Annotated in this window: 17 protein-coding genes; 5 read left to right on the forward strand and 12 right to left on the reverse strand. The window is 47.6% G+C overall.

The genetic code is table 11. The features are described 5' to 3' along the window. Window positions 1–85 precede the first annotated feature (85 nt). Both ytxJ and JO375_RS10270 read right to left on the reverse strand, forming a co-directional pair. Window positions 86–427, reverse strand: coding sequence for a bacillithiol system redox-active protein YtxJ (gene ytxJ / locus JO375_RS10265; RefSeq protein WP_229524373.1), 342 nt, complete (start codon window positions 425–427; stop codon window positions 86–88). Window positions 428–529: 102 nt separating this feature from the next. Continuing rightward, window positions 530–976, reverse strand: coding sequence for a hypothetical protein (locus JO375_RS10270; protein ID WP_229524374.1), 447 nt, complete (start codon window positions 974–976; stop codon window positions 530–532). A gap of 307 nt (window positions 977–1283) precedes the next feature. Between JO375_RS10270 and JO375_RS10275 the strand changes: the two genes are divergently transcribed. After that, on the forward strand, window positions 1284–1820 hold the full coding sequence (locus JO375_RS10275; protein ID WP_229524375.1) for a type 1 glutamine amidotransferase domain-containing protein: 537 nt from the start codon (window positions 1284–1286) through the stop codon (window positions 1818–1820). A 203-nt stretch (window positions 1821–2023) separates the two neighbouring features. Here JO375_RS10275 and ptsP read toward each other — a convergent pair whose 3' ends face one another. From ptsP to aroA, 4 genes are all read right to left on the reverse strand, one after another. Next, window positions 2024–3769 carry a phosphoenolpyruvate--protein phosphotransferase gene (ptsP, locus tag JO375_RS10280; protein ID WP_229524376.1) on the reverse strand — a complete coding sequence of 582 codons (1746 nt, stop codon included), beginning with the start codon at window positions 3767–3769 and terminating at the stop codon, window positions 2024–2026. Beyond that, entirely contained in the window at window positions 3766–5649 is a 1884-nt protein-coding gene (locus tag JO375_RS10285) for a glucose PTS transporter subunit IIA (RefSeq protein ID WP_229524377.1), read from the reverse strand. Before JO375_RS10285 ends, ptsP begins: the two co-directional genes overlap by 4 nt. 176 nt (window positions 5650–5825) lie before the next feature. Next, a complete protein-coding gene (locus tag JO375_RS10290; RefSeq protein ID WP_229524378.1) occupies window positions 5826–6260 on the reverse strand; it encodes a CoA-binding protein in 435 nt (144 codons plus the stop codon). 33 nt (window positions 6261–6293) lie between these two features. Next, entirely contained in the window at window positions 6294–7586 is a 1293-nt protein-coding gene (gene aroA / locus JO375_RS10295; protein ID WP_229524379.1) for a 3-phosphoshikimate 1-carboxyvinyltransferase, read from the reverse strand. 272 nt (window positions 7587–7858) lie between these two features. Here aroA and JO375_RS10300 point away from each other — a divergent pair, with 272 nt between their 5' ends. Continuing rightward, entirely contained in the window at window positions 7859–8164 is a 306-nt protein-coding gene (locus tag JO375_RS10300; protein WP_229524380.1) for a rhodanese-like domain-containing protein, read from the forward strand. Window positions 8165–8408: 244 nt separating this feature from the next. On the opposite strand, the gene gndA is transcribed toward JO375_RS10300, so the two are convergent. After that, entirely contained in the window at window positions 8409–9815 is a 1407-nt protein-coding gene (gene gndA, locus JO375_RS10305; protein WP_229524381.1) for an NADP-dependent phosphogluconate dehydrogenase, read from the reverse strand. A gap of 175 nt (window positions 9816–9990) precedes the next feature. Continuing rightward, window positions 9991–10590 carry a hypothetical protein gene (locus JO375_RS10310; protein WP_229524382.1) on the reverse strand — a complete coding sequence of 200 codons (600 nt, stop codon included), beginning with the start codon at window positions 10588–10590 and terminating at the stop codon, window positions 9991–9993. Between the two features lie 279 nt (window positions 10591–10869). Here JO375_RS10310 and JO375_RS10315 point away from each other — a divergent pair, with 279 nt between their 5' ends. Next, window positions 10870–11502, forward strand: coding sequence for a YktB family protein (locus JO375_RS10315; protein ID WP_229524383.1), 633 nt, complete (start codon window positions 10870–10872; stop codon window positions 11500–11502). Between the two features lie 23 nt (window positions 11503–11525). Here the strand turns inward: JO375_RS10315 and JO375_RS10320 are convergent, their stop codons facing one another. Further along, complete coding sequence (locus JO375_RS10320) at window positions 11526–12809, reverse strand: MFS transporter (RefSeq protein WP_229524384.1); 1284 nt, start codon at window positions 12807–12809, stop codon at window positions 11526–11528. Between the two features lie 186 nt (window positions 12810–12995). Between JO375_RS10320 and JO375_RS10325 the strand changes: the two genes are divergently transcribed. Next, window positions 12996–14471 (forward strand): aminotransferase class I/II-fold pyridoxal phosphate-dependent enzyme, encoded by a 1476-nt coding sequence (locus JO375_RS10325; RefSeq protein ID WP_229524385.1) that lies wholly within the window; start codon window positions 12996–12998, stop codon window positions 14469–14471. A 114-nt stretch (window positions 14472–14585) separates the two neighbouring features. On the opposite strand, the gene JO375_RS10330 is transcribed toward JO375_RS10325, so the two are convergent. Next, window positions 14586–14891 carry a DUF1292 domain-containing protein gene (locus JO375_RS10330; protein WP_229524386.1) on the reverse strand — a complete coding sequence of 102 codons (306 nt, stop codon included), beginning with the start codon at window positions 14889–14891 and terminating at the stop codon, window positions 14586–14588. A 79-nt stretch (window positions 14892–14970) separates the two neighbouring features. After that, window positions 14971–15546 carry a copper amine oxidase gene (locus JO375_RS10335; protein ID WP_229524778.1) on the reverse strand — a complete coding sequence of 192 codons (576 nt, stop codon included), beginning with the start codon at window positions 15544–15546 and terminating at the stop codon, window positions 14971–14973. Window positions 15547–15728: 182 nt separating this feature from the next. Between JO375_RS10335 and JO375_RS10340 the strand changes: the two genes are divergently transcribed. Next, on the forward strand, window positions 15729–16481 hold the full coding sequence (locus JO375_RS10340) for an MBL fold metallo-hydrolase (protein ID WP_229524387.1): 753 nt from the start codon (window positions 15729–15731) through the stop codon (window positions 16479–16481). A gap of 129 nt (window positions 16482–16610) precedes the next feature. On the opposite strand, the gene JO375_RS10345 is transcribed toward JO375_RS10340, so the two are convergent. Next, a complete protein-coding gene (locus JO375_RS10345) occupies window positions 16611–16847 on the reverse strand; it encodes a DUF3892 domain-containing protein (protein WP_229524388.1) in 237 nt (78 codons plus the stop codon). Window positions 16848–16860 lie beyond the last annotated feature (13 nt).

A 16860-nucleotide genomic window follows, 5' to 3' on the forward strand; every position in this document is an offset into this window, starting at 1 on the left:
ATAAATTTTCAACCGAATCGAAACTAACTAATCAGAACCATGATACGACAAAATACTACATTATGCAACGATAGCACTTCATCTCCTAGGCGAGATGATCTTGGAGCGTATGGGCTGTAATATTCGAATGGGATGTATGCCAAACAGCCTCTCCGTCCTTAACTAAAATGGCCTGCGGCGATTCATGCTTTACCTGAAGCCGGTTTGCAGCCTCATCGGATACTGGCCGGTCTTCCACTACATAAATGATACCGTATTCAATATTTTCGTTAGGAGCAGTTTGCAAATAAGACTCCATCTCCTGATAGGCGCCTGAACTAATCGGACAACGCGTGCTATGCTTAAAGATAAGCAACGGCTTGTCTGATGACGCTTCCAGAGCTGTAGTTAATTGTTGAACAGTATTCATTTTCGTCATCGTCGCCATTGGATATACATTCCTTTCTTTGTCTTGTCGTATGGACCTATTCACATCGTAACAAAAAGAACATGTAAAATCCAATGGTGACCATGAAATTTTTCATATTTTTTAGTTTTTTGTATTTGTAAATACCGATTTACTGGTAAAACCGGATAATTGAGTCAGTCTTTTCTCTACATCGTTCATCCAATCCTCATCTCCCAAACTTCTCGCATAACGATAAAGATCGAGCAAGAGGTTAATTCGAAGCTCCAATTGCTCCTCCAGAGAGGACTGCCAGTCTGCATTTGGATTACCCGCTTCCTCTATTACCAGCTTGCGTATAATCTCAGCCAGCTCATTATTGCGGGCAAAGGAAATTCGCTGGGACGAGGGCTGATCTCGCAGACTTTGCAGCAGCTCTTTGATATCGTTCGCCACATGCTGCAGAACCTCGCTGGAACAGCATGACGGACATGAAAATACAGGAACGTGCAGTATTTCAACCTTTCGGGCATAAATCACCTTTCGTAGTTCCAACACCATCGTTTTACCACATAGGCATTGCTTATGCATTTAATCACCCCATTACCAGGATCAAGCTATATGAGGATCACTTCAGAATCCAGATATATCTATCTACTAGTCTTTAAAAGCTTGGTTAATTCTATAAAATCTTTCATGCCTTGTTTTATTTCGACTTTGAGAGCCTCAAATCCTTCCACAGATTGCAGTTATGAACAAATTACCAAAGGATTGGTGGAGAAAAATGGAGAAATGAGAGGGTAATGGATGTGGACTTCGGCTATTCTTTTTCTTAAGATGTAGAGGTAGAGACTACAAAACAGCCGTGTCATCATGTGGCACGCGAAAGGATGGTTGGATGTCAAGACTTGCCGGAAAAAAGGTCATTGCCCTGGTGGATGAGGAATTTGAGGATCTGGAGTTATGGTACCCGGTTTACCGTGTTCGTGAAGAAGGCGCGGAAGTGCATCTGGCCGGTGCCGAAAAGGGTAAAAAGTATATTGGAAAATACGGTGTACCTGCAGAAGCAGAATATGCCTTTGAAGAACTGAACAGCAGCGATTACGACGGGATTCTTGTCCCAGGTGGCTGGGCGCCTGACAAGCTGCGCCGCTATCCCAAGGTGATTCAGCTCGTACAAGAATTTCACGCCGCTCATAAACCAATCGGACAAATCTGCCATGCAGGCTGGGTGCTGATTTCCGCCAAAATTTTGGATGGTGTTACGGTAACCTCTACACCAGGTATTCGTGATGATATGGAGAATGCAGGAGCGATCTGGAAAGACGAGCCTGTTGTAACGGACGGACATATTGTGTCTGCTCGCCGTCCACCTGATCTTCCACCTTACGGAAAAGCATTCTGTGACCTGTTAGCAGACAGCAGCCCTAAATAAGATATCAAGTCCTGACACTACGTTCAGCTTGAATTACCTGCTTGATGACCATGCCGCTTATAACGATGATTCCAGATGAAGTTGTTCATCATGATAAGCGGCGATCAACGTAGCCTATACAAAAACACCTTCAAAACCAACTGGGCTTGAAGGTGTTTTTTCATTCTGTATGATGGCTGCGGCTTTCAAGACCATGCACAATATTACTGCTGCCCGGGGTCAGCCGGGATACAGTTGACACTGGCTGCGGTCAGCTTGTCTTCAATTGCTGCACCAGTGGACATGCCGAAGCAGGCTTGAGCGACCAACATCGCCTCAGATGCTGTCGTGTTCAGTACACGGTGCTTGACCCGCAATAAAGATTGCGGGGACATGCTGAGCTGATGTATCCCCAGCTCCAGCCAAAGGGGAATGGAGCGTTCATCCCCAGCCATCTCACCGCACACACTCACCTCAATGCCTGCTTGATGTGCCGCTTGTGCTGTCGTCCGCAGCATCCGCAGCACCGCCGGATGGTATGGGTTATACATATGTGCAATCTGCTCGTTCATGCGGTCTACAGCCAGCACATACTGAACCAAATCATTGGTCCCGATGCTAAAAAAATCAGTTTCCGCCGCCAACAGATCAGCAATTATCGCCGCGGCTGGCACCTCAATCATAATTCCTCGTTGAATGTTCGGATTGTAAGCAAGCCCTCTCGCATCCAAATCAGCCATAGCTTCCTTTAAGAGCGTATCGGCCTGGCGAATTTCCTCCACGGATGAAATCATCGGGTACATTAGCTTGATGTTTCCTGCTGCACTGGCCCGTAAAATGGCAGTCAACTGGGTTTTGAATAATTCCTTCCAATCCAGACTGATCCGTATCGCCCGGTAGCCCAGAAAAGGATTCTCCTCCTGCGGCAGTTGGAGGTAATCCAGCGGTTTATCTCCGCCGATATCCAATGTGCGGATGACTACAGAGTGATTTCCTGCCCTCTCCGCTACCAGCCGGTACACTTCATACTGTTCCTCTTCATTAGGAGCCGATTTTCGATCCATATATAAAAATTCCGTACGGAACAACCCCACCCCTTGCGCACCATGCTTCAAGGCTGTCTCCAGTTCCTTAACGGAACTAATATTGGCCGCCAGCCTGAGTGAGATGCTATCTTTGGTCACAGCTTCCACGGAGGCAAGTACCTGAAGCTGCTCTTTTCTAAGGCGCTGCTCGTCACGCAATACCGTATAATGATTGATAATTGATGTATCCGGATTCACATACACTCTGCCCAGATCCCCGTCGACTACCATTATATCTCCAGTCTGGACAGTCAAATTAAGATTGCTCTCCAGTCCCGAAACGAGCGGAATCCCAAGCGCGCGGGCCATGATCGCGGAGTGCGACGTTTTGCCACCGTTCATGGTTACAATCCCCAGCACATAGCTAGGATTCAAGTGCGCCGATTGGGAGGGTGACAGCTCCTTGGCTACCAGAATATAAGGCTGTGTATCCTTGGGAAGATTCACTTCCGGTGCGCCCAGTAGATGCTTGAGCAGCCGATTCCCCACATCCTTAATATCGATTGCCCGCTCCTTCATGTATTCATCATCCAGCACATCAAACATGGTCACAAAATGATCAATAGCTTCTTTTACAGCCACCTCGGCTGCCTTGTACTGGCGCTCAATAATTCCGCGAATTTCGTTCATGAACTCCGGATCTTCCAATATCGCAAGATGAGCATCAAAAATGCTGGATTCCTCCGGCCCTACCATCTCCCGAAACTCATCCTTGATAAACTGGATTTCGCTTTTGGATGTGCGTATCCCCTCGTACAACCGTTCAAATTCTTTTGCAAGATCCACCGCATCCATTTTTTGATCAGGTAAATCCCATTCCCAGCTCGGCAGGACAAATGCCTTCCCGATTGCCACACCTGTAGCGGCGCCGATGCCTTCTATCATGTTTCTACCCCTCCAACATTCCTGTCATGCAGCACAACGGACATTACCGAGGCCTGACCTTTTTTCACTGTTTTAAACGGAGCAAAGCTCCACGACTTTACGCGATCCGGATTCGTAATGACCATAGGAGTCACCAATGATGGAGCTTGCGCCCGCAGCGCCTGCAGATCAAATTTGATCAGCAATTGCCCAGGTTCCACCGTATCGCCTGCTTCTACCATAGCAGTAAATTTTCCTTTTAGCTGTGAAGTATCAATCCCGATATGAAGCAGAACCTCAAGCCCCTCTCGTGTGGAAATGCCTAAAGCGTGCATGGTCGGATACAGATGCATCACAGTTCCATAGACTGGAGACACAAGCTCACCCCGTTCAGGAACAAAAGCAACACCGTCTCCGACCAGCTTTGACGCAAAAATTTTGTCAGGCACTTCATGAATCGGCAACATTTTTCCATGTACAGGAGCGTTGAACAAAATTTGAGGGAGATCACGCTCCATCAGCTTGGCAATTTCCTCACGAATCAGTTCTGAATACGTTCCAAATACGACCTGCAAGTTCCCCCCGCCCAGATTGATTAGACCGGCCGATCCTAAAGCCTTTATCGCTCCGGTATCAATCAGTCTGTCATTGTGGACGGTCAGCCGTAAACGTGTGATACAAGCCTCCACCTGCACAATATTTTCCTTCCCGCCAAGCGCTTCCAAAATGAGCGGAGCCCTGTAAGGAATATTGCCAGCCCAATCCTCCAGAACCGAACCTTCCTCGCAGCCAGGAGTCGGAATGCGGAAACGCCGGATGGCCCAGCGAAACAGCACATAATATACGAGTCCATACGCCACCCCTACCGGAATCAGCAACCACGCGTTATGTGACAGATGAAAATTGAGCACATAATCTATAAAACCGGCCGAATATGAAAAACCGTGATGAATATCCAGTTCAAAGGTAAGCCACATCGCCAGCCCGGACATGACTGCATGAACGAGGAACAAATAAGGAGCAGCAAACAAAAAAGCAAACTCAATCTGTTCCGATACGCCGGTAAAAAAGCAAACGAGCGCGGCTGTCAAAAACGTCTTTTGCACCTTTGGTTTCAAATCTTCACGCGCTTCCTGAATGATCGCCAGCGCAATGGCCGGGATCGCAAACATCATAATCGGGAACAACCCGGACATAAAAAAGCCGGCCGTTGGATCGCCAGCAAAAAACCGGGGCAGATCTCCCTGTACAATGTGACCTGACGGCGTTTGATATGTACCCAGTTGAAACCAAAATATGTTATTAAGCAGATGATGTAGACCAAAGGCAGCCAGCAGCCGATATAAAATACCGTAAACAAACAACCCAAAGCCACCCAGGCTTGATTCCAGACCTGCTATAAACTGTAGCCCTCTCTGAATAAGCGGAGCAACAACCAGCATAAAGCCTGCGAACACAGCAGAAAACAAGCCAATAAGCAACAAAACAAAGCGGGTGCCTCCAAAAAACTGCAGCACCTCAGGCAGCTTAATGCTTTTGAAACGATTATAGACCACCCCGGAAATGACCCCCAAAATGATACCGATAAGTGTCGCCGGCTGAATGAGTCCGTTTCCAAATCTCGATGTGACCTGATCATATATTGCCATTCCCGCCAGTGCCGCCAGTCCCGCCTGACCTGCCTGATTCGACATGCCGAGCGCAACACCAACTGCAAACAGGTAAGGTAAAAAATAGAAAATCCCGTGTCCCGCCGCATTTGCCATATCTGACACCATGGGGAATCCCCAGGTAGACCAAGGAAGACTGCCGAGACTTAGCAATATTGCAGCTGCTGGTAGTACCATCGTCGGTAGCATGACAGCACGACCAAGCTGTTGTAAGGATCCGAGCCAATTCATGGCATTCCTCTCCTTTCTAACCCTGATGGTAAGCTGAATAAATACTTTTGTCAAAGCCCTACATCCATTATATGGATTCCGGTAAAAATAATATACTGTAGGAAATCCCTATTTCGCGCCAAAAAACCTTCATCCTTGCCAAGCGAGGGATGAAGGTTTTTAGCGCTGCTTCGTGGTTATCCTTTACGAACAGGCTGGGTCACCGAATCCTCTACCTTGATGCAGCGATCCATAATGACCGTCATTCCATGCTCCTGTGCAATGCCAGCGGCTTCCTGGCTGGTAATCCCTTGTTGAAGCCACAATACCTTGGCTCCAATCGCGGCTGCTTCACGTGCCACCTCAGCGCAGTATTCACTGCGACGGAATACATTGACCAGTTCGATAGGTTCGGGTACTTCAGCGAGACTGGCATAGCAAGTCTCTCCAAGAATCGTTTGTCCTGCTGCCGCAGGATTCACTGGAATAATGCGGTATCCCCGCTTCTGCATGGCATAGGAGACCATATACGAGGTTCGGTCTGATTTGTCGGACAAGCCAACAACCGCAATATTGCCTACTTGCTCCAAAATGGTTTTAATCTCTTCTCTGGACGGATTTTCAAAAGCCATACTTATCCCCTCCTGTTTGCATTCTAACTCCCTTTATTTTACCCATTCAACAGAAGCACCAAGCGTTGCCAGATGGTCAAAATACTGTGGATATGATTTGGCGACATGATGCGCATCCTTGATCAGCAGCGGCTTCTGCGCACGCAAGCCTACGACCGTCAAAGCCATAATGACGCGGTGATCAAAGTGGGCATTAATTTCCACACCGCCTTCAACCCCCTCCGGTCTGCCATGAACGATAATTTCCGCCTGACGTTCCTCTACCCGGGCTCCGGCCTTGCTCAGCTCATTCAAATAATCGGTAATCCGGTCACATTCCTTGTAACGTAGATTTTCCACGTTATAAAAACGGGACGTGCCTTCAGCAAATACAGCCGCAGCTACCATGGCAAGCACAGCGTCTGTCGCCGCATCGCCGTCAAACTGGGTCGCCTTCAACCGGCCATTGCCCTTCACGACCACGGTGTCATTCTCGTGCGTCAGCGGTACCTCCATCATACGCAGCACATCTACGATAGCACGCTCTCCCTGCTTGCTCTGCTCTTTTAGCCGCTTGATGGTAACATCGGAATTCGTTACCGCCGCCGCCGCCAGCACTGCAGCGCTCCCTGGATAATCCCCCTGTACTATATATGTACGTGGCTGATAGGATTGTCGCCCCGGAACACGGAAAGACATGTAATCATCGCTGGCATGGATGATAATGCCGGCCTCTTGCAATACCTCCAGCGTCTGTCCGATGACGACCTTGGATTTCAAATCATGCAGCACTTCGATTTCGCTGTCTTCTTCCAGCAAGGGTGTAAGGAACAGCAAAGCGCTCAAGTATTGTGAGCTGACCGAACCGGACACCTGAATTTTGCCCCCCTTGGCTTGCCCGCCTTGAATCCGAATCGGCAGCTTGCCCTCACGGTGGTCTACTCTCACCCCCAATTGACCCAGCGCATCGATCAGATCATCATGCGGTCGTTTACCCAGGGAGTCAGGATAGGTATTCATGAAAGTAACATCCGGACATAAGGATGCAATTCCCATCAAAAAACGGAGCACTGCTCCGGCATTCCCTACGTTTAATTCCTTCACTGGCCTTGGATGGCCGCCGAAGCCTGTAATGACTATTTTTTCGTCATCTTCTTCCAGCACTGCACCCAGATCGGCGATACAGCGGCGCATTGCATCACTGTCTTCGCTATGTGCCGGATAATAAATGGTGCTTTTCCCATCTGCCAGTGCGGCTGTAAGCAGATAACGAGTAGTATAGTTCTTGGAGGACAAGGCCCCGATCTCTCCTTGCAAAGAAGGGGTAGGTCTAATGATAACATCCATACTGTACATGCTCCTTTTCGATTCAAACCATCCTTAGTCTAGGTTCATTATACAAGCTGCAGCATTCATTTCTCCACCCCAAAAAAATATTGAAATATTCATCCAGGTACACCGGAGTATCATTCCGCAGCTTGGTTCGTTTCAAGCTCTCCTCAGGCTTCGTCCAATTGACAGCCTAGAGATTGCTTGGCTATCATACATAGAGGGTGTGATATTTGACACACTTTACAACACAAGCAGTCCCCATCTTACATCAGAAAAGAGGTCCAGCCATGACGCAAATCGCCCTGATTGAACCTTCTGAGCTTCGCGCGCGCCTGCAAGCAGGAGAACAACTGCAATTGATCGATGTCCGCGAAGCGGAAGAAGTCGCAGAAGGCATGATTGAAGGTGCCAAGCATATTCCGCTCGGACAGCTTCCGGGCCGTCTTGAAGAAATTGAGCGCACCGGTGAAATCATCTTTATTTGCCGGAGCGGTTATCGCAGCGAACGGGCCTGCGAATATTTGCAACAGCTCGGTTACGAAGGCTGTACCAACATGACCGGCGGCATGCTGCAATGGTCACAGGAGCTGTAAAAGCTGCTTGCCAAAAGAGACGGGACTTTCCCGTCTCTTTATTTTAGCCCGAGGCTTAGACGCGGTGACGCATTAAAATATTTGTGATAATCATACCACAGTGTCAAAAGATAGCACAATCCTATCCCTCTCTTGCCTATCACACGCAAATCAAAAAACGGAAGCTTTGTTTGTACCCGATTAGGCCAAAAAAGCTTCCGTTTTAGATGATATTGCTAATCACGTATGTCCATCAGATCGTTCATTAGAACCATTGATGATGGAATACGCCTTCTTTGTCCACACGCTTGAATGTATGTGCACCAAAGTAATCACGTTGTGCTTGCAGCAGGTTGGCTGGCAAACGTTCAGTGCGGTAGCTGTCATAGTATGCAAGCGCGCTGGAGAATCCAGGCACCGGAATCCCTTGCGATACAGCTACGGAAATCACCTGACGCCATGCATTTTGATAATTTTCCACTATATTTTTGAAGTAGGAATCCAGCAACAGGTTTTTCAGGGCAGGATCACGGTCATATGCATCCTTGATGTTTTGCAGGAACTGCGAACGAATAATGCAGCCGCCACGGAAGATCATCGCGATATTTCCATATTTCAAATCCCAATTGTATTCGTCGGAGGCGGCGCGCATTTGAGCGAAGCCTTGGGCATAAGACACGATTTTACTTGCAAACAGTGCTTTACGCACGTTTTCGATAAATTCTTTTTTGTCACCGCTGAAGGATTCAACAGCAGGACCGCTCAGCACTTTGCTTGCAGCCGTACGCTCTTCTTTCATGGCAGACAAGAAACGGGAGAATACGGACTCTGTAATCATGGACAGTGGTACACCCAGATCAAGCGCGCTTTGGCTTGTCCATTTTCCTGTACCCTTTTGGCCTGCGGCATCCAGAATCACGTCTACCATCGGTTTGCCTGTTTCAGGGTCATATTTGGAGAAGATGTCAGCCGTAATTTCGATCAGGTAGCTGTCCAGTTCGCCTTTATTCCATTCCGAAAATATTTCATGCAGGTCTTCGGCACTTACGTTCAAAACGGATTTCAACAGGTGATAAGCTTCACCAATCAATTGCATGTCGCCATACTCAATTCCGTTATGCACCATTTTCACATAGTGACCAGCACCGTCAGGACCGATATATGTACAGCACGGGTCGCCATCCACTTTGGCAGAGATCGCCGTCAAAATCGGCTCTACCAGTTTGTATGCACTTTCTTGTCCACCCGGCATGATGGCAGGACCGTTCAAGGCACCTTCTTCACCACCGGATACGCCTGTACCGATAAAGCGAAGCCCTTTTTCCTCCAGCTCCTTGCTGCGGCGCTGTGTATCAGGGAAGTAGGCATTGCCTCCGTCTATAATAATGTCGCCCTTGTCCAGATGAGGCACAAGCTGTTCAATTGTGGCATCTGTTGCTTTGCCCGCTTGAACCATGATCAGGATTTTACGGGGCGATTCCAGTGAGTTCACAAATTCTTCAATGGAGAATGTACCCGTCAGTTTTTTACCTTCTGCTTCTTTGAGAAGATCATGTGTTTTTTCTGGAGAGCGGTTAAAAACCGAGACGGTGAAGCCTCTGCTCTCAATATTAAGGGCCAAATTCTTACCCATTACCGCCAGACCGATCACACCAATCTGCTGTTTTGCCATCTGGTTCCTCATCCTTTGCAACATATTTTTCATTCTATATCGCCGCTTTACCGCATTACACTATTATGTGAATCGGAACACGCGCATTTCTATTTTAACGTTTTTGATGTCATAAGTGAACCCCTGCCTATTTCACAGATCTAAACACCCCATTTTCATGAGGTGTTTAGATGTACTACGCTTCCATCATCAGCAGTTGGCGGGATAGCGTTTGCAGGCGTTCTTGACAATTCCCGGCCTGAGCCGTATCCCCCTCTGTCATCGCCGCGAATAACTTCTCTAATTCATCGTCTACTTCCATTTTGAGAAGCAGCAGACGGGTCTCCCCTTCATTGGAGGTGTACATATCCTCCATTTCCTGTACGGACAGCACCGGCCCCTTCTGATAGATAACGCGCTGCTTAAAGCCGGTTACCTCAACCAGTCGAATGACCTCGCCGAACAAAATATTTTCCACTAAAATATGATGGTCCTTGACTCTTTTGACAACGGCATGACCTCTGGTGCTTCCAATCAGCTTTTCCAACCACTCAGCCAGCTTGGCGTCGCGGATCACATAATCTCCAGCCAACTTGTAATGCCCGGTGCGCAATTGTTGAAAACGGAGCTTTACCAGCTTGCGCCCGGTTCTCACCGATAAAACCAGATACGACTCATCTTCGCTCCAGTACAGCGAATACCCTTCCGATATCAAATCCTTGATCAGATTATGGATATGCCGACGGCTAAACCGGAGCTCTAGATTACAATATTCTACCTCACAGCCCTTGTTCACGGCATTCCCTCCTTTTTCAAGTCCGATTCAAGAAGTCCGGCTACAGCAAGCCTGCGGCTTTCCCGCTTGATCTTCCCTTGCTCTATTTTATACTTCATTTTATGTAAGGGTACTTGGTTATTTGACCTATTTTTATGAGCAACAGCGAACAATCCTACTTTTGCCTTATATGCCAGTTCAGAGCCTGGTCTACAGTCGGTCAGGCTGTCGGCATTATGGTATAATCAGACATATTACGCCAAACGGTATGGCTCAACCCAGATACAGGAGGAAACGGAAATGACATTCAGCGGATTTACGGCAAAGGATTTTGATGTTTTTGAAATACCGGGGCTGGAGCCTCGTATGGAAATGCTGATTCAGCAGGTTCGGCCCAAGCTGGAGGCGATTGGCCAGGAACTCTCGCCATTCCTGACCGAATTATGCGGCGAGACGATGCACGTTCACGTTGCCAAGCATGCACGGCGCAAAGTTAATCCTCCCAGGGATACCTGGGTAGCCTGGGCAGCGAGCAAACGAGGCTACAAGGCATTGCCGCATTTTGAGGTGGGATTGTTCGCTTCCCATATTTTTGTCATCTTCGCAGTCATTTATGAAAGTCCAAACAAAATCACGTTTGCGCAGGCGCTTGAAGCCAACCTGAGCGATGTACGTTTTAGCATACCGGACCATTTTTACTGGTCCATGGACCATATGGCTCCTGAAGGCACAGTACAGCAGCAAATGGACACAAAAGATTTTCAAACCATCATTAACAAGCTGCAGCAGGTGAAAAAAGCCGAGATCATGTGTGGAGTCCGTATTGATCGGGATGATCCTCTGGCCGGTGACGAAACCGCATTGCTGCAAACGGTACGTTCTGCCTTTACAAGTTTGCTGCCGCTGTACCGCATGGCTTTTCCGAAAGAATAGCTCTTACTCATTTTTAAGGTACATCAGGCCTCAACCGTTTTTCTGCGCGGATGACGGGCCAGTACCAAATGGCAGCCGAACATCAACAGCATCACAACACCGCTGATGATAAACGGGGCTGAGTGTCCGATACGGTCCCACAGCACTCCTGAAACGAGCGGACCGATGACCATCCCGGAGCCTTGGAGTGTTAGAAAAAAGCCCCATACAGTCGCTCGTTCGCTTTCCGGGATCAGTCGGGCAAGAAACGTGTTCCATGCAGGCAAAATGAGCGCATATCCCAAGCCGATAAGCGCTACGGCTACAAATACAAGCGGGATCGCTTGAACGGTTGAGAAGAAAAACAACGTGATTCCGGCAAGCAAAAAGCCAATGTGCAAAAAATACTTCGTCCCCCATCGGTCTACCAGCTTGCCGCACGGGATTAGTGCCAGCACTGTTACGCCACCGCCCACAATCAAAAGCGCACTGTACAGGTTGGGTGAAATTCCGAGGTCCGTCCGGGCGTACAGTGTCAGCACAGGGCTGATCAAACCGATGACAAACGACTGTAAAAACAGGGCCGGATAAATTAGCGGATTGACGTTTAGCTTGGTTTTGAGCGTGTTGATCGTCTCTTTGACGCCCTTCCATAGTGGATGCTTCTGCTTTATAGCCCCGTCGCAGGATGCTGCAGCGCTTCGTTCGAGGCCTTCTGCAACTGCTGATTTATTTGATCCAGGCAGCATGAGTGCAACCAGCAGCAGTACAATGCTGCAGCCAATCAAAATTAGAAACACCATTCCGTAAGAATGCCCGTAATATGCCATAGCAAAGTTCATAACGAGCGGTCCGACTCCCGTTCCGCCCATAGATGCGATTTCCAGTGTTCCCATCGCTGCGCCGTTGCTATTATTAGGTCCGGACATTTCAGTCGTCCCGGTCATGACGCAAGGCCAAAGCGGAGAAGTGCCTAGTCCGAGCAGCAGGCAGGCTGCTATGAGCCATACAGGCTCCCTCAGCACGCTCAGCATAATGATCGCAGCCAGCGTAAATAACAGCGCAGTCGACATCGTTCCGCGGTAACCGAGCCGTTCAGCCAACCAGCCTGCCGGTGCCCGAAACGCATTGTCACCAAAATATTGAAGCGAAAAGGCCAAACCAATAATTCCCGCCGACAATCCGAGCGCTTCTCCCATATATACAGGCAAGATGGCCACCAGCAGAGAGCCCTTCATAAATTCGACCAGAAATACCAGCACCCATAATTGCACAAAAAAAGGAGACCACAGCCGTCCAGAAGCTTGTTTTCGTCCAATTTCATCCATCTGTTCCACATCCTCCCGCCCTTTTTTTGTCTATCCAGCCCAGGTTCTGTACCTGCTCCGATCTTCGGCAAATAAATGCATCCTCAACCGCTTGCATTCCTACTTCAAACTGCTATACTCAATTTTGTTCTATTATCAATTGCACAGGATTGTCGAAATCCTGCAGGAAAGGTTGTGACAACACTAATGAATCAAAGCAACACCCCGCTTTTTAGTGCTTTGAAAAAGCATGCTCAGAGCAACCCGGTTCAATTTCACATCCCAGGTCATAAAAAGGGAGTGGGCGCAGATCCGGAATTTCGCGAATTTATGGGGGATAATGCCTTTTCCATAGATATGATCAACATCGCTCCATTGGACGATCTGCATCAGCCGACAGGCGTCATCGAAGAAGCTCAAAAGCTTGCGGCGGAAGCCTTTGGAGCCGATTATACTTATTACAGTGTACAGGGGACAAGCGGAGCCATCATCACCATGATTATGTCCATTTGCTTGCCTGGTGATAAAATTATTGTGCCCCGAAATATACACAAATCCATAATGTCTGCCATTATCTTTGCCGGTGCGAAGCCAGTATTCATATCTCCAGTCAGTGATGAGAATTTGGGTATCCACCACGGGGTTACAACCAAGTCCGTACGCCGGGCATTGGAACGGCACCCTGACGCCAAGGGTATCCTTGTTATCAACCCGACATATTACGGTGTGTGCGCCAATCTGAAGGAAATTGTAGATCTCGCTCACAGCTATAATGTGCCGGTCCTGGTCGATGAGGCTCACGGTGTACTGATCCATTTTCATACTGACCTGCCGATGTCCGCCATGGAGGCGGGAGCAGACATGTCAGCGACAAGCGTTCACAAGCTCGGCGGCTCCTTGACCCAAAGCTCGATTTTGAATGTGAATACCAAGAACGGATTCATTAATCCACAGCGTGTACAAACGATTTTCAGTATGCTGACTACGACATCCACTTCGTATATTTTGCTGGCTTCGCTGGACACATCTCGGCGCAACCTGGCGCTTAACGGCCATGAAATTGCACAACACGCGCTGGATTTAGCTGAATATTGCCGTGCAGAGGTCAACAAAATCGAAGGATTGTATTGCTTCGGTAGTGAAATTCTCGGCACAGAAGCTACCTACGATTATGATCCAACCAAAATTACGGTTCATATCCGCCATTTGGGCCTGACCGGGTACGACGTGGAAAATTGGCTGAGAGATCACTACAATATCGAGGTTGAGCTTAGCGATATGTACAACATTCTCTGTCTGGTAACCCCTGGGGATACCAAAGAGGACATCGAGATTCTGTTGAATGCTCTGCGTGAACTGGCTTCCATACACTATTCTACAGGTCAGCAGCATGAGCTGGTTGTAAAAATACCGGATATTCCCCAGCTCTCCCTCATTCCAAGGGATGCTTTTTACGGAGATACGGAAGTCATTCCATTCAAGGAATCGGCCGGTCGTATTATTGCAGAGTTTATCTATGTATATCCACCCGGAATTCCGATCCTGCTGCCGGGGGAAGTGATTTCGCAGGACAATATAGATTATATTGTCGATCATGTGGAAGTAGGCCTGCCTGTAAAAGGGCCTGAGGACCGAACGGTACATCAGGTTAAGGTTATCGTCGAAACGAATGCCATTTCATAATATGGATCTGTCAGTACATGTATGCAAAATACGTTGATGATCAACAAAAAAAGCCCCTGTTTAGGGGCTTTTTAATGTTTTTAAAAAGCTTGTAGCTGATGCTGCACGCAAGTCCTATTCGTATTGGGCAACAAGCTCGCTATATGCAGCTTCTACACGTTTCCATTCATCTTCATCCTCAATATTGTAAAGCACCATTTCTTCGTTTTCTTCTTCCATGCGAAGAATAATGCCATCCGCCTCAGGGTTGTCCCGCTCCAACAGAAGAGCGTAAACGTGATCTTCTACGTCAAAGGTCTCTACCAGCACCATTTCTACATCTTTGCCATTTTCATCAGTTAGCGTAAGAACCATTTCTTCATGTTCGTGGTCATGATCGTGGTTGCAGGCTTCACCGTGTTCATGTTTGTGATCACTCATGGAAATACCTACCTTCAATTTGTTTTGTATTCCCCCGTATCGTAACATGATCAAGGATGCAGGTCAATTTGTGGCATGCCTAATTTAACGCTGTAATAACTTTTTCGGACACTAATGTATAATTGCCGTCTTTGCTTTCTTTAATGTAAAAACCAACCCGGTAATTCCCTGCTGTTTTGAAATCATACGTAAAGTCACTGGTACGGAACCAAAAGTTATCCTTTTGCGCTCCTTTGATATCCTGAGACTGAATATCCTTTGTATTGCCCGCAGGATCGGTAATCGCTACCTTCACTCCGGAGATATCCGTTTTCAAGGTATCAATTTGACTGAATACATTGAATTTCACTTTGTTGCCTTTATTCACGTTCCCGAACACCGTATCTCCTTTAAATAGGAACATATGCACGTTGGGCTGGTCGAAAACCACTTTTCCGCCAGATGGATCAAAATTGACAAGGCCGTTAAAATCACGAATAGGCACATACGTTTTTCCATCAATGACAACTGCGCCATCCTTCGACACTTCTCCATTAATAATCAGCTGCACTTGGTCCTTAGCGGATTCCGCCGAAATAACGGTCCCTCCTATTATTGAAAAGACCATTACTAGGCCCATTACTTTTCTCCATTTCGCCACTTTATATCCCTCCATCGTCATCTGTTTAAAACCTTCTATTGTACATTTATACCTTGCTTAGCCGCACAAGTTGCGCTGTGCTTCACAAATTGTCCGAAGTTTTTACACCGAAAGCTAAATCTTTAGTTCCATCCATTTAGATGATAAAATACGACTGTAGAATATCCTGTACACTTAGTCTGGAGGGTGAACCCACAATGAGCCTGTCTATACAAATGCTGGGCACCGGCAATGCCTTTGCTAAGCGTTATTACAATAATAACGCGCTGCTGGATAGCGGAGAAGGCAAGCTGCTGATTGATTGCGGAACAACCGCTTCTCTCGCTCTGCACCAAATAGGCGTCCCTTTGTCTGAAATTGACGCTATCTTAATTACTCATATTCACGCGGATCATGTCGGAGGCCTAGAGGAGTTCGGTTTTCAAATGAACATTCTCCACCGTCGCAAGCCTGTACTTTATATCGCTGAACCTCTAATTCATCCACTATGGGAGCATACACTCAAGGGTGGCATGTCACAGCAAGGCATGATTGATAAGCTCGAAGATGTGTTTGAGGTAAATGTACTAACGCCTGATAAATCTGCTACATTAGTACCTGGTATTAAGGTAGAGCTCATTCCTACCCGGCATATTCCCGGTAAAAACAGCTACTCCCTATTCATTAATGACCGTCTTTTTTACAGTGCGGATATGATTTTTGCTCCTGATTTGCTTCATCATCTGGTACACGAACGGGGATGCCGAGGTATTCTGCATGAGGTTCAACTACAGGGCGCGGGAGAAGTCCACACGACACTGGACGAGCTGTTAAGCTTACCGAAACCTCTTCAAGAACGTATCCATCTGATGCACTATAGCGATGATATGGAACAATTCCGGGGGAAGGCAGGGGTCATGTCCTTTTTGGAGCAGCAACGTATATATCACCTTGCCGAATTAGAAGTGTAAAGCAGTAATCAATACTGCCTTGCGGAATAACAAAAAAGCCGCCAAGCTTATCCCATAAAGGATTGCTGGCGGCTTCCTTCTATTGTTGCATTTGATGATGGGGTTAAATTAAAGGGATTGAACTCAAGATCAGAACAACGGCAGTTGATCCAGATTATTGGTAGGGTCCCCATCTGCATCACCGCGAATTCGTTTGCTTCCATCCTTCGCCTTGAACACATTTACACCTGCGATCGAGCCTGCTTCTATTTCATTCAATGCCTGACTATAATCCAATATTCGGCCGGTAGATGTCTGAAAAGACGTAAGATCACCATCTCCGTTTTTGCGTACTGCCATAATCTGTTCCCGTTCTGTATTAGCCATGCTGCATCGCTCC

The organism is Paenibacillus farraposensis (assembly GCF_020736845.1).
Classification (GTDB): Bacteria; Bacillota; Bacilli; order Paenibacillales; family Paenibacillaceae; genus Paenibacillus; species Paenibacillus farraposensis.